Annotated in this window: 18 protein-coding genes and 1 pseudogene; 9 read left to right on the top strand and 10 right to left on the bottom strand. The window is 39.9% G+C overall.

Features of this window, described 5'->3' with window-relative positions:
• Nucleotides 1–1,023 (top strand): ATP-binding response regulator (locus AABK37_RS32240; protein ID WP_432555555.1); only part of this gene is annotated, 1,023 nt, incomplete at its 5' end.
• A 156-nt stretch (nt 1,024–1,179) separates the two neighbouring features.
• On the opposite strand, the gene AABK37_RS32245 is transcribed toward AABK37_RS32240, so the two are convergent.
• The 3 genes from AABK37_RS32245 to AABK37_RS32255 are packed head-to-tail and all read right to left on the bottom strand — an operon-like array spanning nt 1,180 to nt 2,642.
• Nucleotides 1,180–1,635, bottom strand: coding sequence for a cupin domain-containing protein (locus AABK37_RS32245; RefSeq protein WP_432555556.1), 456 nt, complete (start codon nt 1,633–1,635; stop codon nt 1,180–1,182).
• A gap of 5 nt (nt 1,636–1,640) precedes the next feature.
• The gene (locus AABK37_RS32250; RefSeq protein WP_432555557.1) at nt 1,641–1,850 is read right to left on the bottom strand and encodes a hypothetical protein; all 210 of its coding nucleotides are present in this window, start codon (nt 1,848–1,850) and stop codon (nt 1,641–1,643) included.
• Nucleotides 1,851–1,874: 24 nt separating this feature from the next.
• Entirely contained in the window at nt 1,875–2,642 is a 768-nt protein-coding gene (locus AABK37_RS32255) for a cysteine hydrolase family protein (protein ID WP_432555558.1), read from the bottom strand.
• Nucleotides 2,643–2,721: 79 nt separating this feature from the next.
• Here AABK37_RS32255 and AABK37_RS32260 point away from each other — a divergent pair, with 79 nt between their 5' ends.
• A complete protein-coding gene (locus tag AABK37_RS32260; protein ID WP_432555572.1) occupies nt 2,722–4,122 on the top strand; it encodes an amidohydrolase in 1,401 nt (466 codons plus the stop codon).
• A 115-nt stretch (nt 4,123–4,237) separates the two neighbouring features.
• Here the strand turns inward: AABK37_RS32260 and tnpA are convergent, their stop codons facing one another.
• Nucleotides 4,238–4,648, bottom strand: coding sequence for an IS200/IS605 family transposase (tnpA, locus tag AABK37_RS32265; protein ID WP_432555559.1), 411 nt, complete (start codon nt 4,646–4,648; stop codon nt 4,238–4,240).
• 79 nt (nt 4,649–4,727) lie between these two features.
• On the opposite strand from tnpA, the pseudogene AABK37_RS32270 reads away from it, so the two are divergent.
• The 3 genes and pseudogenes from AABK37_RS32270 (at nt 4,728) to AABK37_RS32280 (ending at nt 7,586) form a co-directional block, all read left to right on the top strand.
• Nucleotides 4,728–5,974: pseudogene (locus AABK37_RS32270) on the top strand (RNA-guided endonuclease InsQ/TnpB family protein).
• A 229-nt stretch (nt 5,975–6,203) separates the two neighbouring features.
• Nucleotides 6,204–7,412: a NupC/NupG family nucleoside CNT transporter gene (locus AABK37_RS32275; RefSeq protein WP_432555560.1), complete on the top strand. Its 1,209-nt coding sequence runs from the start codon at nt 6,204–6,206 to the stop codon at nt 7,410–7,412.
• Nucleotides 7,413–7,424: 12 nt separating this feature from the next.
• The gene (locus tag AABK37_RS32280) at nt 7,425–7,586 is read left to right on the top strand and encodes a hypothetical protein (RefSeq protein ID WP_432555561.1); all 162 of its coding nucleotides are present in this window, start codon (nt 7,425–7,427) and stop codon (nt 7,584–7,586) included.
• On the opposite strand, the gene AABK37_RS32285 is transcribed toward AABK37_RS32280, so the two are convergent.
• The 6 genes from AABK37_RS32285 to glsA form a co-directional block, all read right to left on the bottom strand.
• Complete coding sequence (locus AABK37_RS32285) at nt 7,573–8,034, bottom strand: hypothetical protein (protein ID WP_432555562.1); 462 nt, start codon at nt 8,032–8,034, stop codon at nt 7,573–7,575. The two genes, AABK37_RS32280 and AABK37_RS32285, sit on opposite strands and share 14 nt — an antisense overlap.
• Before the next feature lie 194 nt (nt 8,035–8,228).
• Nucleotides 8,229–9,407, bottom strand: coding sequence for an acyltransferase family protein (locus AABK37_RS32290; protein ID WP_432555563.1), 1,179 nt, complete (start codon nt 9,405–9,407; stop codon nt 8,229–8,231).
• 393 nt (nt 9,408–9,800) lie between these two features.
• Complete coding sequence (locus tag AABK37_RS32295; protein ID WP_432555564.1) at nt 9,801–10,979, bottom strand: acyltransferase family protein; 1,179 nt, start codon at nt 10,977–10,979, stop codon at nt 9,801–9,803.
• Between the two features lie 290 nt (nt 10,980–11,269).
• Nucleotides 11,270–11,974, bottom strand: a complete 705-nt coding sequence (locus AABK37_RS32300; protein ID WP_432555565.1) for an acyltransferase — start codon at nt 11,972–11,974, stop codon at nt 11,270–11,272.
• Nucleotides 11,975–12,904: 930 nt separating this feature from the next.
• On the bottom strand, nt 12,905–14,479 hold the full coding sequence (locus AABK37_RS32305) for an MHYT domain-containing protein (protein ID WP_432555566.1): 1,575 nt from the start codon (nt 14,477–14,479) through the stop codon (nt 12,905–12,907).
• Between the two features lie 320 nt (nt 14,480–14,799).
• Nucleotides 14,800–15,762 carry a glutaminase A gene (glsA, locus tag AABK37_RS32310; RefSeq protein ID WP_432555567.1) on the bottom strand — a complete coding sequence of 321 codons (963 nt, stop codon included), beginning with the start codon at nt 15,760–15,762 and terminating at the stop codon, nt 14,800–14,802.
• Nucleotides 15,763–16,605: 843 nt separating this feature from the next.
• Here glsA and AABK37_RS32315 point away from each other — a divergent pair.
• From AABK37_RS32315 to AABK37_RS32330, 4 genes are all read left to right on the top strand, one after another.
• A complete protein-coding gene (locus AABK37_RS32315) occupies nt 16,606–17,721 on the top strand; it encodes a septal ring lytic transglycosylase RlpA family protein (RefSeq protein WP_432555568.1) in 1,116 nt (371 codons plus the stop codon).
• Between the two features lie 43 nt (nt 17,722–17,764).
• A complete protein-coding gene (locus tag AABK37_RS32320) occupies nt 17,765–17,932 on the top strand; it encodes a hypothetical protein (protein WP_432555569.1) in 168 nt (55 codons plus the stop codon).
• A gap of 35 nt (nt 17,933–17,967) precedes the next feature.
• Entirely contained in the window at nt 17,968–19,572 is a 1,605-nt protein-coding gene (locus AABK37_RS32325; protein ID WP_432555570.1) for a bifunctional pantoate--beta-alanine ligase/(d)CMP kinase, read from the top strand.
• A gap of 695 nt (nt 19,573–20,267) precedes the next feature.
• The gene (locus tag AABK37_RS32330) at nt 20,268–20,870 is read left to right on the top strand and encodes a superoxide dismutase (RefSeq protein WP_432555571.1); all 603 of its coding nucleotides are present in this window, start codon (nt 20,268–20,270) and stop codon (nt 20,868–20,870) included.
• Nucleotides 20,871–21,091: the final 221 nt, after the last annotated feature.

A 21,091-nucleotide genomic window follows, 5' to 3' on the forward strand; every position in this document is an offset into this window, starting at 1 on the left:
CCATCCCCCCCTCTCCCCATCCCCCCCTCTCCCCATCCCCCCCTCTCCCCATCCCCCCCTCTCCCCCACTCCCTAATCTTCGAGATACAAGACACCGGTGTGGGTATTTCTCCGGAAGAACTCGACCAGCTTTTTGTTGCGTTTGGGCAAACTGAAAGTGGGAAAAAATCGCAACAGGGAACAGGACTAGGTTTAGCAATTAGCCGTAAATACGTGCAATTAATGGGGGGAGATATTAGCGTCAGCAGTACTTTTGGTGCGGGAAGTACATTTACTTTTGATATTCAAATTAGTTTAGCAACAGAAAGCGAAATTGAAATTACTCAAACTAAACGCCGAGTTATTGGTTTAGCACCCAAGCAAAGAGAATATCGGATTTTGGTGGTTGATGATGTCAGAGAAAGTCGTTTGCTGCTAGTTAAACTACTAACAGACATAGGTTTTGCTGTTAAAGAAGCTGCAAATGGTAATGAAGCGATCGCTATTTGGTCAACTTGGCAACCACACTTAATCTTAATGGATATGCGGATGCCTGTGATGGATGGCTATGAAGCCACCAAGGAGATTAAAGCAAGAGAGTCATTAGCAGAAGACTACAGACAAATAACAACTGTAATCATTGCCTTAACTGCTAACGTCTTTGAGGAACAACGAACAGCAATCATGCAAGCCGGTTGTGATGATTTTATTAATAAGCCATTCCGAGAAGAAATACTATTAGAAAAACTTAGCCAATATCTGGGGTTAGAATATATTTATCAAGAATCAAGCGCGGAAATATCAGAAAAAACTAAAAAAACCACACAAGAAATATTATTATCTGGCGATTTAATGCCTTTGTTATCTCAAATGTCGCCAGAATGGTTAGCAGCAGTATACAATGCCGCAGCTCAATGCAGCGATGACCTAATTTTTGATTTGCTGTTGCAAATTCCACCAGAAAATGTTTTATTGAAAGACTGTTTAACTGATTTAGCTAATAACTTTTTATTTGAAAAAATTCTGGAATTGACAACTAAGTAGGTAATTGGGCATAGGGCATGGGGCATAGGGCATGGGGCATAGGACATGGGGACTGGAAAAAGAATTATTACCCATTACCTATTACCAATGCCCATTGCCCCATGCCCAATTCCCAATGCCCAATGCCCAATGCCCATTAGTATATATTTTACCTTTTCAACAAGGCATTAATGAATCTAATCTTCCAAGTACTGTCATATCTTCCTCATCTAATTCTACTGGTATACCGCTTCTAATTAATTCAGCAAAATATTCATTAGGAACCATTATTGTCAGCATATACAAGCGACTTGAACCTGTATTTTTAATTAGATGCGTGCCCGTGGGTGGCACTAACAAACTATCTCCAGCTTTAATTTCTACAGACTTTCCGTCACAAACAGCAAGACCTTCTCCTTTGATGACAAAAAACATTTCTAAAGCCCATTGATGGCGATTGGGCGGTGTTTCGCCACCGACATCAAAAATTTCTATACAAGAAGTTAAGGAAGAGTTAGCAGTTGCCGAATCAAAGATGATTGCTAACCGATTTGTAGCATCGGGACTAATGCGATAGGTTTGGTAATCTTTAGGAGACTTGACAACAGGAATTACACAACTATTAGTGGGCATTGAATTTATTTCCTCATAAGTTGTCGATGGTTGTTAATTGTTGGTTGATAGTTGTTAATGGGCAATGGGCAATGGGCAATGGGCAATGGGCATTGGGCAATTAAAGAGGGGGAAAGGGGAAAGGGGAAAGGAAAAGAATTATTACCAATGACGGCAGATGCTTCAACGGAGGGAACCTCCGCAACGCACTGCCTCCCCAATGCCCCATGCCCCATGCCCCATGCCCCACTATCCACTATTTACTTCAACACTTTTAAAATCGCTTGGGAGTCAGTTACAAAGCCGAAGCATTGTTTGACGTTGTACAGCGTTGCTAGCCAACAATATTCAGGAGAAGTTGTCGCAGTGCAGTCTTTGACTAGCACGCAGTCATATCCTAAGAAGTTGGCATCGCATAACGTGGTCATTACACATTGGTCAGCGTTGACACCAGCAAAGAACAGTGTCGTTCTTCCCAGGTTCCGCAGGATACTATCTAAAGGAGTATCCCAAAAGCCACTCATGCGGTATTTATCTACGGTAATATCTTCGGGTAGTTGTTCGAGTTCATCGACCACCGCAGCCGCCCAACTACCTGCCATTAATACTAATTCACCGTTAGTAGGTAGGGGATCGCCTAATCCCACACCAACGCCTGTGGGGTTGTAAACGTGAAGCGAAGCGGCGCTAATATTGAGTAAATCGGGACGATTGCCCCAATTTACCCATATTACGGGAACTCCAGCAGCCCGAAGTTCTGGAAGTAAGTTTTTCAAAGGTTCAATCGGCTGACGCGCCGGGTTGACATCCACGCCAATATGTGATAACCAACCATCGGGGTGGCAAAAGTCGTTTTGCATATCAATGACGAGGATGGCAGTTTTTGCCAAGTCAAGGCGCAGTTGTTTAGTTTCTGTTGTTAAGATAACTCTTTGTGGGGTTACTGGAGGACGAGTGATATCTGCGATCGCATGATTCACCATCCAAGCATTTGGTGCAACTCCCAATGTCCGAAAAGGCAAATTCATAAATTCCTTAAACAACATCATTTTTTACTTTGTAGCTTGAATTTATCTTGAAGGTGAAATTACTTAATTAAGGTTAAATATTGTGGATACAATAATAAATGTTTTAATTCCGGTTGAAAACGGTTATGACACCGTAGATGTGCAGATTATAGATAATACGATCGCTGCAATCTCTCCTGGGATAGATGCGACGAACAGCGCAATTGATGGTAAAAATAAACTGTTACTTCCCGGTTTCGTCAACGCCCACACTCACTCCTCAGAAATGTGGCAGCGGGGAATTATGTCAGTGTTTCCCCTAGAATTATGGTTGGCGGAACTTTACGACTTTGCACCGCTGGATATTGAAAAGGTTTATCTCAGCGCTTTGGGTACAGCCGTAGAAACTTTACTTTCGGGTGGTACAACTGTAGTAGATCATCTGATACTAATTCCGGGGAAAGAGTTAGAAACCATTGCCTCTGCGGTTAAAGCTTACAAAGAAGTGGGAATCCGCGCTTTTGTCGCACCGTTAATTCAAGATGAATCTTTAACTGCGGGGATACCATCCGGAGAATCAGAACAAATTCATGAACCTTATTTTCGCTCAACGCAGGCAACATTGGAAATTATCTCTGAAGCGATAAAGCAATTTCATCGTCCAGATGAGGGTATATATATTGCTACAGCACCAACAGGAATACAATTGTGTTCTGATGCTTTGTTTACCGGATGTATTGAATTAAGCGAAAAATATGACCTTTGCCGTCACTCGCACTTACTCGAAACCAAAGCGCAAGAAAAACTCGCAAAACAAAAATATGGTTGCAGTGCTGTAGAACATCTTAAACGAATTGGGTATTTAAGCGATCGCACTTCTTTGGCACATTGCGTCCACTTAACTGACGCTGACATCACCATCCTTGCAGAAACGAAATCTACAGTCGTTCACAACCCCTTAAGCAATTTGCGTTTAGGTAGTGGCATCGCCCCCATATTAAAATATTGTCAAGCTGGAGTTAACGTCACCTTTGGCTGTGATGGTGCATCAAGTAATGATTCTCAAGACTTACTCGAAGCGATCAAAATCGGTTCAATATTGCACAACGTCACCGACTCAGATTATCAACACTGGATTACACCCAGGCTAGCCGTGGAAATGGCTTCCTTAGGCGGTGCAAAAGCACTAAATATGGCAGATGAACTCGGTTCCCTCAGCGTTGGGAAAAAAGCCGATTTAGTACTTTATGACCTCACCAGTTTATCATTACTGCCGCGTACAGATCCAATTGGTTTATTAGTTTTAGGTCGTCCCACCAACGTTGTAGATAGCGTCTGGGTGAATGGCAAGCAAATCGTCGCCGATGGTAAAGTAAAAACCATTGATGTAGATAACTTGCGGCAAGAATTATTCAACCACAGTCAGTGGCAGACAACGCGCAAATCGCAAACCGTCGCGCAAATTGAAGCGCATTATCGCACGGTGATGGGTTTAACTTAATAAGCAGAAGTCCCACGCCTCACTCTTAGGAGCGTGGGATGAATGCGTGTGAGGTGACGACAATTCTCTTCCCGATGCCGATAGGCGGGGGAAGAGAATATGGAGGAAACAAACATTATCCTGGTTTCTCCTGATTTTCTATATATTGCCTTAACGTTGAAATCGTTACACCACCACAACTTGCGACGAAATACGAGCCACTCCAGAATACGTCTTTCCAATATATAGAAGCAAGGTGTTCTGCGAATTCTTGTCTTAGCTTTCTAGAGGAAACCGATTTGACATTATTTACTATCTTGCTCAATTCAATGTCAGGGTGATATTGAAAAAGGCAGTGTACATGGTCTTCTTCACCGTTGAATTCAACAAGTTTACAATCCCACTTCAATAATAATTCTTCCATGATGACGTGAAGCCTATCTAACATTTCTCCGGTGAAGGCTTTGCGTCTATATTTTGTTACTAGAACTAGATGCACCTTCAAGTCACTGACGGAGCGACCTTTTGAAACAAAATCATTTTTCATAAACTTTCTGGAATATCAGCAATAATGAGTGTATATTAAAACAGTAACACTCATTCAATAACAAGGTGGTGATAAGTAAATGAGAACTTCATACCAATACCGATTACGCCCAACAAAACAACAGATAGTTCAATTCGATAGATGGTTGGATATGCTAAGACATCAATATAATTACTTGTTGGCAGATAGGTTTCGTTGGTATGAAGAAAACAGATGCCCAGTTAATTCCTGTTCTTTGTTCGTTTGTCACCTGCCGGAGTTACGAAACAATCCTAATTACAATAGTCAGCAAGATTCTTTACCACAATTAAAGAAAGACCGACCCTGGTACAAAGAGTTACACTCGCAGGTTTTGCAGAATACAGCTAAACGAGTTGAGTTAGCTTTTGACAGATTTATCAAGGGTGATTGTAACGGGAAAAAAAGCGGAAAACCTAGGTTTAAAGCAGCTAATCAGTACAAAACTTTTACATATCCAACAATTAAAAGCAATTGCATTGATAACGGTTTTATAACTCTTCCCAAATTCGGTAAAGTAAAGCTGATACAACATCGCACTATCCCTGACGGATTCAAGATAAAGACTTGCTCCATCACTAAAAAGGCTGACGGGTACTATGCCACCTTGAGCTTGGAAGATAAGACAGTCCCCACTGTCAAGCCTGATTTCAACTCAGATTCAATAGCAGGTATTGATGTCGGATTAGAAGAATTCTTAACAACTTCTGATAACGAAGTGGTTCAAATCCCTCAGTATTATCGTAAATCTCTTGATCGGTTACGAGTTATTCAAAAGCGCGTATCACGTCGTAAAAAAGGAAGCAATCGTAGGCAAAAGGCAATTAAGCAATTAAGCAAGCAACATAAAAAAGTCGCAGATAAACGTAAGGACTTTCATTTTAAAACGGCTAACAGCTTGTTGAAAAAATATGATGTTGTTGCGGTTGAGGATTTGAACGTAAAAGGACTTGCACGAACACGATTGGCTAAATCTATATTAGATGCCGGATGGTCAAGCTTTCTGTCGATTCTAACAAACAAAGCCGAAAACGCTGGTTTGGTGGTAATCCCGGTAAAAGCGTCTGGCACTAGTCAGGATTGCTCTAATTGTGGTGTAAAAGTCCCTAAAAAGCTGCATGTCCGGTGGCATAATTGCCCTAGTTGTGGGTGTAGTTTAGACCGTGACCATAATGCCGCAATAAATATAAGAAAAAGGGCGGAGGGTCATCCCGTTCTCAAAAAGCCAAGAGCCTCCTAAGCAATAGCTGGATTGTCTTGGAAGCCTACACCTACTCGAAGAGAGGTGTAGGAGATGTCACGCAGTAAATAACTCAATTTTAGAATAAACCAAGTGTAAAAAAGGTTGCTGCACAAACTCGCGCCGCAACTACAGCCAGAAATTGGTTCGTAATGAACAGAATTTCAGAGCGAAAAAATGATTTACCACTAAAGACATTAGGAAGTAAAAAAAGGGATATATTTTTGTGTATTCTTTTTGTCTTAGTAGAGACGTTCGGTGAGGAACGTCTCTTCCTTAATTGCCTTGGGAGTATATATGGAACGAGTTATTTCCCTACTGGGTGTATTAGTTTTTATCGCCATATCCTACGCATTATCTAACAACCGTAGCGCCATACGTTGGCGAACTATCGCTTGGGGGTTGGGGTTGGAGTTTGCATTTGCACTGCTAATTCTGAAAACTCCTGGCGGTTTAGCTGTGTTTAAATCTTTAGGCGATGTGGTAAGTAATTTTTTAGCATTCTCTGATGAAGGTGCGAAATTTGTCTTTGGAGAGAATTTTAAAGAGCATTTATTTGCCTTTCAAGTGCTACCCACAATTATCTTTTTCTCTGCCTTTATTAGTGTGTTGTACCATTACGGTATTTTGCAGTGGGTGGTAAATGGGCTGGCGTGGGTGATGATGAAGACAATGAAAACATCAGGAGCTGAGTCTTTATCGACTGCTGGTAATATCTTTTTGGGACCGACTGAATCACCGCTAATCGTTAAACCCTTTGTGGCAACGATGACGCAATCGGAATTGTTTGCGGTAATGACAGGCGGTTTTGCTACAATTGCCGGTGGAGTACTCGGAGCTTATTTATCGTTTGGTTTACCAGCAGAACACTTAATCGCCGCATTCTTTATGACAGCTCCCACTGCCCTTGTGGTAGCAAAACTGCTTTATCCAGAAACGGAAGTATCCGATACGGCGGGTAAGATAAAGATGGATGTTCAGACGAATTACGTCAATGTGATTGATGCTGCGACTACCGGAGCGCTTGACGGCGTAAAATTAGCCGTTAATGTCGGGGTGATGATTATTGCCTTTTTGGGATTGTTAGCCGCTGTAAATGCGCTGCTGGGATGGTTGGGAGCGCTTGTTAATTTACCGCAGTTGTCATTAGAGTGGATATTATCTTTTATTATGGCACCTTTGGCGTGGTTGATGGGCGTGCCTTTAGCTGATTGCGGACAAGTAGGGGCGTTGTTGGGTAAAAAGACGATTCTGAATGAGTTTATTGCTTACGTGGATTTAGGGAAACTGATTAAGGATGGCAAAATTTCCCAGCGAGCAGTAGTTATTGCCACTTACGCATTATGTAATTTTGCAAACATCGGATCCATCGGAATTACCATCGGTGGTATTACGGGGATGGCACCGAACCGCCAGCACGATTTGGCACGTATGGGTGTAAGTTCAATGATTGGCGGATTGCTTGCGGGTTTTATCACCGCTTGTATTGCTGGGATGTTGGTATGAAGGAATTGGGAATTGGGCATTGGGCATTGGGAATTGGGCATTGGGAATTGGTTATTGGTAATTATTTTTATTCCCCATTCCCCACTCCCCATTACCCATTCCCCACTCCCCATTACCCATTGCCCATTGCCCATTGCCCATTGCCCATTGCCCATTCCCCTCATTCTTTATTGATGTAACCCACTCTCCAATTTTGTGGCTGCTTTAATTGATCTCCTTTACCTTGGATAATTAGTTGAAGAGCAACTCGCGTGTTCAAAAATCCTTTCATCACATAATATCCTGGTTTGGCATTTATGCTTTCAGCGAACCTCGTGCCAGCATCTTTAAAAACTCCGCAGTGAACGTCAGTTTTATCTATTGTGACTGTAAAGAAAAAGTCATTGCGATATCCATCCGGAATCATGAACATGCCGTAAACATTATGCGGACCAACCCAAGGCTTTACCACAATTTTCTCTGGATGAGTGTAGTATTTTTCACCTTTTGACGAATAAAATCCCCATCTGCGGCAACTAGTGATTGGCGATCGCTCTTCGACGAGATCCGAGACGTAAGAAAAGCCTAAAATGCTTAATAAGCTAAGTGCAAATAAGATGTAAAGCAGTTGATTTTTTCGCACTTGTTCTACCCATCCATCATAGTCTTTTTCACGTTATAGCTTACCAAATTTTTCTGGGGCTAGAGTAATTTTGCTTCTATTTTGACATAGCCTTTGAGCGATCGCTTTGATATTATAAAATTAACAAAAAAAATGTAGGAAAGTAAAATTCTCTACAAACAAGCTGCATTTTCTTTCTAGGTTTTCTGTAAATCTCAACTAATTGCATCTTTGGCTTTCCGCTTTTTTAAGAAACCAGACATAAAAGGTCGCTCAAAGGCTAAGTAAAATAAATAGGCAAATATTAACGAGATTCCTACACTCAATAAGTATAATGTCACTGCAAACATTACCGGAGACATATTTAAAGTAACAAGCCAGTGATTGATTAGCGTTTCTACTGGTCCGTGAGTGAGATACAGACTGTAGGAAAATGTCGAGAGTGCGATCGCAATCGGATGCTCGAATAGTCTCATAATTAAAGGTGGTGTTTTCCGTTCAATCACAATCTTGGTGCAGTAGATTATTAGACAAGCGGCAGCTATACTCGCGAAAGTCTCGAAAATCCAAGCATCAACTCCTAATTTTTTCCATTCAGTGATGATAGCAACGCTTGCAAAAATTGCCGCCAGTTTATCCCACGGCAAAGATTTATTGAGTTTTATCAATTGTCGCTGTTGTGAAAATGCGATTTCTGCCGCAGCCATTCCGATAGTAAATGAACCGACAAACCAAGGACGGCTTGGATCCATATAATTATTAAATAAATAGTGGGGTGTAAGTCCAATTAAAAAAGCGATCGCTATCACTGACAACAAACCCCAACGTCGCAATATAGGTAGAAAAACTAAAGGAAATAAAAAGTAAATCTGCCATTCTAAAGCCACACTCCATAATGGTATATTCATAATATAAACGTTTGTTCCCGGAACCAAATTATGAATTACTAAAAAGTGCAAAATTACATCTAAAACAGAGAAACGAGGAGAAAACCAATCATACTGAACCTCACGCCATTGAAAAGTTGTAAATCGTTCTAAAGTTAATATAATCAGAGCTAATATACAGCAGAAAATAATAGCTGCATAAAAAGGTGGTATAATCCTTCTGGCTCTTTTTTTAAAGTAATTAAATAAATTTCCGGGAATGTAACTGGTTTGAGAGCGAGTTACTGGCAACATTAAACAGTAGCCAGAAAGTACGATAAAAATTGCCACACTAAAAGAACCATATCTTAATAGTTTTGTTGGCAAACTTATCCATAGAGGTAAGTTTTCCCCTTGGTGCGGCAAAATATGACAAAATACCACATACAATGCTGCCAAACCACGTATTCCATCTAAGAAATGCAGACGTATTCTCTCCTCAGTAGATGTTCTAGTTAATTGTTTCATTAAATTAACACCTCTTTTGTTTTTTTGCTAATTATGTGAGAAGAAATAGTAGCTAAATCTACAGTATTAGAGGTTATTTATAAAGTAAACCTTAAATGGTAGGGTGCGTTATAGCAACGCTTAACGCACCGAGAAAGATGGTGCGTTACGGCTAATAATTAGCCTCTCAAACTCCTAAATTTTTGCATAGCCGTAACACACCCTACTTAATATTTACTTTAGAAATGGTCTCTTAATGTAATTAATAATTAATAATTCATAATTACTAATTTAAATCACTGTCAGCTTTAACTCTCCACTTAATAAGTTTTAGCTTATTTATAATGAGCGTGTTCGCGCTTTACCCATTTTTTTTAATTATGAATTATGAATTATGAATTAATAATTATTTGGTCAACTTACTGCATCTTTGACTTTCCGCTTCTTTAAGAAACCAGACATAAATGGTCTTTCAAAAAGTAAGTAAAACAAATAAGCAATTACTAACGACGTTGCCAGACCTAATGTGTAAGATGTAACCGCAAATAATACAGGAGATAATTGCAGACTAAAAAGAAAGTAACGTACCAACACCAACACTAGTCCATGAGTGAGATAGAGACTATAAGAAAATACTCCGAGTGCGATCGCAATCGGATGCTCGAATACACGTAAAATTGAAGGTAGCTTTTTGTCAGCGATCGCAAACTTGGTGCAGTAAATAAATAAACAAGCAGATGCCAGACCAAAAAAACTTTCACTAATCCATATATGCAATCCCAATTTTCGCCACTCAGTTAAAAAAGCTACGCCAGTAAATATAATTGTCAATACACCCCACGGGAGAGAATTTCTAATAGCAATTAACTTGGATTTTTGCGAAAGTCCAATATCTGCTGCTGCCATTCCCAAGGCAAATAAACCAAGAAACCAAGGACTAGCTGTTTCAAACAATCCATTGAAAAGATATAAGGGTGCTATTCCAATTAAAAAAGCAGCGATAACAACTGAAGTTAATCCAAAACGTCGCCATATAGGTAATAAGAATAGCGGAAATATAAAGTATAACTGCCATTCAGTAGCCACAGTCCACAATGGTGGATTAATAGACATATATGTTTCAGAACTAAGATTGTGAATTAGTAGCAGGTGATAGCAGAAATCACTCAAGGAAAAGTAAGGAGAAAATGGACCTTTAGCAGCTATTTCATTCCATTGAAAACTAGTAAATTTCTCTAATATAAATATTACTGCTGCTAATAAGACGCAGAAAAAAAGCGTGGCATAGTATGGTGGTAAAATTCGACGCGATCGCCGCTTAATATAACCCAACAAACCTCCAGCTACATAACCGTTTGGCGAGCGAACTACTGATGCCATCAAAACGTAGCCAGAAAGTATAATAAACACTACAACACTAACGCGACCATATCTTAATATTTTCATAAAAAGTTGCAACCAATTAGGCAATTGTTCTCCTATAGATGGTTCGATATGGACTAGTACCACATACACTGCTGCCAGTCCACGCAAGCCATCTAAATACTGAAGACGCAACCGTTTTTTCTGAGCTTTTTCTATTAATTGAATCATTAAATCAATTTCCTTATCTACATATGATTTGTCAAGTTTAAAAACGGCAATTTAATTATGTCAAAATTTTAATTTACATAATTAAATTACGTCAATAACTAATAATTATTCGCCTGTTTTATCTCAAATAATTTTAAATTTGCAACTCATAAGTAAAAAGGGTTTTTATCCGGTGCTTTTTCGGGCATTCCTGAATAAAACTAAGGTTTAAATCCCCATTGTCAACATAATTATGAATTATAAATTATGAATTATGAATTTTTCAATTACCAGGCTTTATTTGTACAAGCTTAGGTCAACCTTAACATTGAAGATTCTGCAATTTGGGTATTACGGCTTTTAATTACTCGTGCAGGAACACCTACAGCAACTGAAAAACAAGGAATATTTTTGGTAACAACAGAACCGGCACCAATAACACTGCCTTTACCGATAGTGACTCCATCTAATACCTTCACTCCAGAACCTAGCCAACAATCATTTTCAATTACAATTCCCTCGCGAGTTATACCTTGTAAGCCAATCAACTGGGTGGGATCTGAAAAAATATGATTATTAGCGAATATTCCGGTGTGTGCCGCAATTAAACAGTTTTTACCAATCTTAATGTTGCCGGGACCAGCTATACAAACATAAGGACCGATGAAGGTAGATTCATCTATATATATACACGTATTTCTTAACGCATTTATGTCAACACCATAGTTAAGTCCAACTCCATTTGCTAAATAAATTTTATTGTTTTTATCTCCACTCGCATCGAGATTAACACCTCGTAAAATCTGCACATTATTGCCTATTTCAATACAAGGAGTGTTGATGAATTCAACACCGTGTTGAATATAAACTGAGTTACCTATTTTGCCAAAAATATTACGATACAGCGAAGTTCGTAATTTGCTTCCCACGAAATTTGTAGGTATACCTTTTAACAAGTTAGTTAAAACAGTTTCTTGGATTTTTTTCCACTTTGAGATATAGCCGTGGTTATTCATGATTTTCATCCAGATGAATAGTTGTCTTGATGTTTGCACTCATTCTGTTCTGCGTTGTCAGATATACTTTTTAATCTGCATTCTCGGAATGTATAGTCATTAAAAAGCACAGATACAAACCAAATGGTTGATCGAACTTTCAAAAACCAAAAGGTATCTCTGAGAATTCAACGCAGGTGTTATTTAATTGTTAGATAAAGCTGCACAAGAGATACTTATCGCAGATTACAAGCAACTTTGGTAGTTAGTATTCAATATTGATATTTACTGGAAATTAGAGACACTGCTTTATATATTCGGAACTAATTAAGAACCGAATAAGAATCAATTTGCCTGTCAAGATAACTGCATAATTACTAATCTATACATGCAGATTTGATAGGCTGTTTGATGCTTTGTTATTCAATTACAAAAGCAGCGATTTCAACTAAATTACATCTGTTTAAGTGATACCAACACAAAAGTAAAATTTTCTTACTTCATTTGGATGTAATTATTGAATTTCTCTAAAAATTTCCAAGTAAATACATGCACATCTAGGGTGGAGTGTCACCAACTTCAGCCATTATGTTGAAGTTGACCATCGGAGCGAATAAGTACACACTTCCCCGACTACTATAACGGCTTTCTTGTCGCCAGTTTTTAGAGTCTGTTGTTATAAACATGATGTGCAAGAGTAATTTACATATTAGTCCAGAGCGTCTTAGTAGCGACACAACTATTTTTATCTTATAGCTAAATATAAAAACGTTTTTAAACTTACTGTAAAGACTATTGAGAGTTTATGAATTTTTTACAAAGTTATGTTTTCCTAACCGAGTATTCTCGGTAGTTTATAGTTTTATTTGTAACTCAGTGTATAATCAAAAGAGCATTTAGTTTATCAAAAAATAATTAAGTATAAAGTAATCGTGAAAATAGCGATCGCTTTTATTCCACAATTTGTAAAGAATCGCCTACTGGCGATTCCGGTAAAAGTAAAGTAAAGTTACTACCCTTTCCTAACTCAGACTCAACTGTAATATCGCCTTTATGAAGTAAAGCTAAATTTCTTGACAGAGCAAGACCCAATCCTGTACCTTGACGTTGACGATCGCGATCGCCACCGACTTGCTGAAACGTTTGAAAAAGCTTTTGTTGATCCTCTGGGGAAATACCAATACCAGTATCGATTACCGCAAAGTTAATAAAGCCAGACTTTTTCTCAACTTTTAGTTTCACAAAGCCGCATTCGGTAAACTTGACAGCATTTGAAAGTAAATTTAATAATATCTGCCGCAATCGGCGATCGTCAGCATTACAAATCGTAACATCTGGCGCAATTTCTAATAATAAATCTAAACCGTGAGCGATCGCTTGTTCGCGAATCACCGCAAGACAGTCTTGACAAATAGGTTCTACTGCTAAAGTGACGATATCTAATTCTTCTCGTCCTGCCTCAATTTTAGCTAAATCCAACAAGTCATTAATCAGATTTAACTGTTGATATCCGCACTTATTGATTCCCCTAACATACTGTTCCTGTTTGTCGTTCAATGAACCAAAGACTTTCTGTAAAAGTACACTCGAAAACCCAATTATTGCAGTTAGCGGTGTTCGCAATTCATGATTCATATTAGCTAGAAATTCTGACTTTGCACGGTTGGCAGCTTCGGCAATCATTTTTGCCGCTTCTAATTCTTGAGTGCGCTCTTTTACCAATTGTTCAAAGCGTTCTTCGCTTTGACGCAAAGCTTCTGTTGTTGCCAATTCAGCACTCAAACGCCGACCATAAAAAGCAGCCAGTTGTCCTAATATCAAAATAATTAAAGCAGCAATGCTAATTGCAATTATCAATACGGTATTATCTCCGGGAACATCTAACAAGGCTGAAACATTTTTCACCTTAAACTTAACGCCTGCCATTGCCATGTAGTGCATTCCACAAATTGCACCTCCCATCAGCAAAGCAGTGTAAAACTTCCGTACTTCTACAGATACAATCTTCTCTTTAAAGGGATGAAAAGTTAGCCAGAAAGCGCTTAATGCATTACCAATCGTTACTCCAGCACTTAGAGTAATTAACTTTAAGTCATACATCGGCTCGGCAGAAACTTTCAGCGCTAACATTGCCGTATAGTGCATACAAATAATTGCACCTGCTACAAAAAAGCTCCCAACTAATAACGTTACGTTGTCCACTTTCGGCTGACAGCTAATAATAAAAAATCCAATTGCTGAACCGATAATTGCTACTACCATTGAAATTAAGACGATAGTATAATCATATTCAACTCGTATCGGCAGCCGATATGAAAGAATGCCAATAAAGTGCATTACCCAGATAGTAATTCCTAAGGTAAGTGCGCTACCCGTCACCCACCACAGCCGACTGGATTTTTGAGCAAGCGAGATTTGTTCAGCTATATCTAAGGCAATGCATGAACCAATTATGGCAATAGCAATTGAAAGGACAATCAGACGTATATCAAAGTTAGCTGTCAGGACTGTAGCTAAATACAACATTACATTATTAATTTGCCAAATCTGAAAAATTTGCTAAATAGATGCTATAGTTTAATATAAAATATTTTAACTTTTTCGTACTCAATGCTTTAAAAGTCAACATCAAGGTAATAAAAGTTAATAACTTTATTTACCAAATTCGTTCTATTAGTTTTTGTAAATCTGAATAACGGGCATTAAGCCTTGCTTATATAATTATAAAATATTCAACCATACAATTTACTCTTCCTAAAGGCTCATCTGATGATAAAAAATTAGGGTAAATTTGGTTTTTTTGTATTGCCAAATCTATGGTTATTATTACTTAAGATAAATAAAATTTAATTACATAAATCTCTCGACTTGAAATTATTGCGCGAACACTCAAATAGATGCAAGCCTAACTGCTGGGAAAGTTCTTCACACACCTTCACCCCCCGAACACTGTTACCACGCGCATCAAGACGCGGCGAAAACACTCCGATTCCCATCTTATTTGGTACTATAGCGATAATTCCACCACAAACACCACTTTTCGCAGGAATACCGATTTTATAAGCCCATTCCCCGGCAAAATTATACATGCCGCAGGTATACATGACGCTCAAAATGTCTTTTATATAACTGCTATTCACCGCACGCTCTTTTGTAACCGGATTGATACCTTTGTTCGCCAAAGTAGCTGCCATAACTGCTAAGTCGTAGCAATTTACCATCACCGCGCATTGCTGGAAGTACAAATCGAGCGATTCTTCAATGTTAGGATCAATCATGCCAAAGTTTAGCATTAAGTGCGCCATTGCCCGGTTGCGATGTCCGGTGGAGCGCTCTGAGGTAAATACGGAGATGTCAACGAATACATCATGACCGATGTATCGGCGAAACATATTCAACATTCGATTGAGACGTTCGGTTGCACCATTACCCTTGATTAAACTGGTGGTGGCGATCGCTCCTGCATTTACCATTGGATTTAATGGTCGATTTGATTGCTCATCTAGAATAATTGCATTAAACGCATCTCCCGTCGGTTCCACCCCAACCCTAGTTAAAACATAATCCCGTCCATGATCCTCAAGCGCAAGTCCATATGCAAACACCTTGGAAATCGACTGGATTGTAAATAACTGTTTGTCATCACCAACTTGGTAAGCTTCACCATCTACAGTTACAACGCAGATACTAAACAACTCCGGATTCACCTTCGCCAATTCCGGTATATAGTTCGCCACTACACCATCTTGCAGTAACTTGTATTTGCAATGCAAGTCGTTGAGAACAGCTTCTAAATTTTCTTGTGTCATGACGCTTGGACTGGGGACTGGGGACTGGGGACTATGGAAGAAATCCGCGTTGCCTGTGAGCGCGTTGTTTTAACCAAATCAACGAAGTTCCATGACCTCAGTGCTTAATAAAAACGCGATGCGGGGGAAACTTTTCCGTAGTTTTTCGCTATATCGGCAAAGAAGAGTGAAAATTTGCCGATTAACTCTGGTTAATTTTCTCATATTTCTTCCGCTAGGGGAGTGTCAATGCTAGCAGCTACTGTCACCATAGATGGCTTATTTGACAAATTCTCAAACATCGGTTAAGACTGTGTGGTTCGTGGTTTGTATACAATCAAACTGTTTGAAAAAGATAATTAATCTCAAGTTTTGCAGAGACTTTTGAGATGAAAGGCAATCAATTGATTAATCTAATCAAACATTAGTTTTCTATTTAAATTTATCAACTTAATAGTATTGTTTTTTCAGTTATTTTGTGCATTGGACTTTTGTTTTCGATCTGACACATACAGCAATTAACTTGATGAACGGTTGAAGACACTATCCAAACCAATTTATCCACTAAATATTGTTAAGTTTCCCTAAGAAAAATTTTAATTTTCCAGACAACTCTTAAACAGCCAAAATCCGCTTTTGGGAAAGGTTTTGTGCTGAAAATTGAAATTTAAATTTGATAAATTTACCAAGAGTTACAATACAACCCCGATCCCCTAGGCAAAAGGTTCATGTTAATCTGTTGCAGTTATAAACAAAAGTGTTCATGGGAATGAGTTGAAATTTTTGGGGCATTTTACATGATTGTGGTGCAAAATCTCACGAAAGATAAAACTTCAGTTCTTAACACGCTTTAAAAACGGACGCATGAATCAAAGACATTTGTGGACTATTGTCACCCTGTTTATGACTGTTTTGGGAATGCCCTCAATAGGTCGCGCTCAAACAGACAAGGAAACGGATACCGCTTCCGAAAAAACACCTTCAGCCGATATCGTCAAGGTGGGAGAGTATCAATCCTCAGCAGGGAACCTTACCTCGGATGCCGTAATTACGGAAATTCATCCTCACAATATTGGAGGTCGTCAAGCTGCAACGCTATTTATTCGCAAAATTCCTGTTCTCACCTTTGTCAGTTCTACACCAGTCAAGAGCGAAGAAACCAAAGTAGATACCAAAGTTGGTGTAACTGGTGGTGATACTCAAAGTACACAGTCAAACAATGCTGTTGCTGACACTTCTGTAAAAGTAGCGAATGTTGAAACTACAACTCCTGTCAGTAACCAAACAAACATTGGCGATGATGACCCGGTTCAAAGAGCTGGTGTAGTAGCAGCGAAGATAAACCAGTTAAGCCGGGAAAATGTAGACGCCAGTCAAATAATCGTCAGTTGGAAAGCTGTTAGCGCGACAACAGATCAAGCACAAAATAAAAGTGTCTCTGCTGACCAAACATCGAGCGATCGCTATATCATCAAAGTCAATAACGAAGAATTGGTCGAAATCAACGATCAAACGCGATCGCCAGACACAACCAATAATCTGGCACAAGACGCATTGCAAGCCACCAATCGCTTGCGGAGATTACTAGGCAATGCTTCTCCCCTAAACCAGATTCTTAACTTACCGGCACGACTACCGGTATCAATACCAAAATTGCCATCAGAGATTAATGTCGGACCTGTGAAAGTCTCCCTCAGGGGAGTAGCTTCTTATTATGGCTATGATGGTTCCGGCAATCGCACCGCCAGCGGTCAGAGATTTAATCCAGAAAAACTAACAGCTGCCCATCGCCATTTACCCTTTGGTACGCGAGTCCGCGTCACCAACACCCGCAACGGTCGTTCTGTAGTAGTGCGAATTAACGATCGCGGTCCATTCATTCGCGGTCGAGTAATTGACCTTTCTGTTGCCGCTGCCCGCGTTTTAGGAATGATGGGCAGTGGTGTAGCACCAGTGCGGATTGAAGTCTTAGGAAGGTAATTGGTAATTGGGCATTGGGCATTGGGCATTGGGCAATTGTTTAATGGGCAATGGGAATAAAAAGAAGCTAGACGTATTTCACTTGCCCACTTGGATCATGCCCGATGCCCACTTGGACGATGCCCCATGCCCAATGCCCCATTCCCCAATGCCCCACTCCCCATTTCCCCTAGTTCACACGTTTTTTCCCCCTAATTCAGATATAAACTAGCGGGGGAGAGGCTCAAGAAGAACTAGGGGTATTTTGTGCGCCTGCTGACAACAGTTGCAGCTTTACGCTGTTATTTAGCTAAACGTCGTTCGGAAAATCAGCTTTGCCAGTCGGAGGAACTGCTATCAAATGAGGCAACCAGCTGGTATCAGACACCAGTTGGACTGGTTCCGACGATGGGAGCTTTGCATCAAGGTCATTTAAGCTTGATAGAACGGGCACGGCGAGAAAACGCCACGGTAATCGTCAGTATATTCGTTAATCCCCTGCAATTTGGTCCCAATGAGGATTTTCAACGCTATCCTCGTACTTTAGAGGCAGATGGGCAATTTTGTGAACAAGCTGGTGTGGATGCGATTTTTGCGCCTTCTCCGGAGGAATTAGGAGTTCCGCAGAAGAGTATACAAGATTCAATTGTTACACAAGTTATCCCTCCATCTGCTATGATATCACGCTTGTGTGGTCGTTCTCGGCTAGGTCACTTTCAGGGTGTGGCTACGATTGTTACCAAGCTTTTTAACTTGGTACAGCCCGATCGAGCCTATTTCGGTCAAAAGGATGGTCAGCAACTGGCGATTATTAGAAAGCTAGTGGCTGATTTGAATTTGCCGACAGAAATTGTTGCTTGTCCAACGGTGCGCGAAGCATCGGGTCTTGCCTTGAGTTCCCGCAATCAATATTTGACTGCAAGCCAAAAGCAGCAGGCAGCGGCATTATATCGCGGCTTGCGGCAAGCTGAAGCAGCATTTAAAGCGGGCGTTCGTAACACCAGCACTCTTATAGCAGCGGTGGAGCAAGAACTAGCAATGGTCACTACTGTTTTAGTCGAATATATTGAATTGGTTGAACCGACTACGTTGATGTCTTTAGAGGAAGTTAAGGAGGAAGGAATGCTTGCGATCGCAGCTCGTCTTGGTTCTACACGTTTGATTGATAATACCATCCTGCGCGATCGCTCTCCCGTCATCGCCATTGATGGACCGGCTGGTGCTGGTAAATCAACGGTGGCTCGTCAAGTGGCAGCGAACTTGGGTCTAGTATATTTAGATACTGGCGCAATGTACCGAGCTTTTACTTGGCTAGTGTTGCAAGAAGAAATTGCTTTGGATGATGAGTGTGCGATCGCTGAATTAGCTAACCTGTGTGTCATTGAACTGACTCCGGGCGAAAATTTACAATCTCCTGTACGAGTCTGGATTAATCATACTGATGTTACTCAAGTAATTCGCACGCCAGGAGTAACATCAAAAGTATCCGCCATAGCCGCACAAAGCGCTGTACGTGAAGCACTAGTTAAACAACAGCAAAACTGGGGTAAAAAAGGTGGTTTAGTTGCTGAAGGACGGGATATCGGTACTCACGTTTTTCCCGATGCTGAAGTCAAAATCTTTTTAACCGCTTCTGTTAGCGAACGCGCACGGCGTCGTCAGCAAGACTTTAAAAAACAAGGTCAACCCGAAGTCAGTTTAGAGCAGCTGGAAAAAGACATCGCCGAACGCGACTGGAAAGATAGCACCCGCAAAGTTTCCCCCTTGCAGAAAGCAGCCGATGCAATTGAAATACAAACCGATGGTCTTTCAATTTCAGAAGTCACGGCAAAAATTATTGACTTCTACCAGCAAAGGTTATCTCAATTGTAATTAACACAAATTGCTGCGCTACTCAACTTAAGCCGGGACATATCCTAAAAAATTCACTTTGGCTCTTTGTCTCGCCTTAAGTTAATAGAATCTACTGTTAGTTATTAGTTAAATATAATCGTGAGCATCTACTCACCATTATTAAAATTAGAAAAAAACAGTCTTAAATAATTTAATTACCGCTTTAATAAAAATAATTGTATCTAGTAGAGACGTTTCGCTGGAACGTTTCTACAATATGTCTGATTTGCGCTCCCATGATATGAAACATACACAATATTGTCTATTGATTATAACTATTTTTATTCACATTAAATAAGAATTATATTTGAAAATTATTGATGAAAAAATATATCTATATCAGTCCGTTTAGAAGAGCGTGAAAAGTTAGATTCCCGACTTCTTTAATAAGTCGGGAATCTGAATACCGCGAATTTTCACGCTCGGATCTAGGATTGCTATATCAAGACAAAAACCCCATTGTCTCTTACTTATTGCGTATTCATTTAGATAGATTTGACCTCAATTGTGATAAAACCACTTTGTCTGAATCCTGCCTTTGGTAGTAAAATAACAATGTAAAGTTTTATTTTACAGTGTTCAGCATCTTCAATTGCTCAACACAAAACCTGTAATTTCCAAAGCTGTAGCATTAGCTTTAAACTGGAAAACGGTAAAGAGAGGATTTCACACTCATGGCATTTACACAAGACCCCCTACCTTACGACTTTAACGCTTTAGAGCCGTATGGCATGACAGCTGAGACTTTCGAGTATCACTACGGCAAGCATCATAAAACTTATGTAGACAACCTTAACAAGCTCGTTGAAGGTAAAGACCTCGCTAATAAGCCTCTAGAAGAAGTGATCAAAATTTCTTTTAAAGACCCCTCTTTAACAGGAGTTTTTAACAACGCAGCTCAAGTTTGGAATCATACTTTCTTTTGGAATTCTTTGAAGCCAGCAGGCGGCGGTACACCAAGCGGTGATTTAGCTGCTAAAATTGACAAAGATTTTGGTAGCTTTGATAAATTCAAAGAAGAGTTTACTAACGCGGCTACAACGCAGTTTGGCAGCGGATGGGCTTGGTTGATTGATGATAATGGAACGCTGAAGGTGACGAAAACACCGAATGCAGAGAACCCTCTAGCTCATAATCAGAAAGCACTTCTAACTCTAGACGTTTGGGAACATGCTTACTACATTGACTTCCGCAATGCTCGTCCTGCCTTTATCAAAAACTTCTTAGAGCAGTTGGTAAACTGGGATTTTGTTGCACAAAATTTAGCCAAGGCATAATTATCAGCTTTTTTTTGCTGGCATTTGAACGCGGAAAACATTTTTCTTTCGTGGCTGTTTTTCCGGCTCAGATACCCGACTTCTTTAAGAAGTCGGGTATCTTGTTTTTCACCGAATTATATAGCAGTTCCCATTCAGATGCGGTACAACATTATATCGTCGCGTGTAGGGGCACGGCACTGCCGTGCCCCTACGGGTGTACCTCACGTAACCGAGAATTG

Origin of the sequence: Tolypothrix sp. VBCCA 56010 (genome assembly GCF_050875635.1) — a bacterium.
GTDB lineage: Bacteria > Cyanobacteriota > Cyanobacteriia > Cyanobacteriales > Nostocaceae > Hassallia.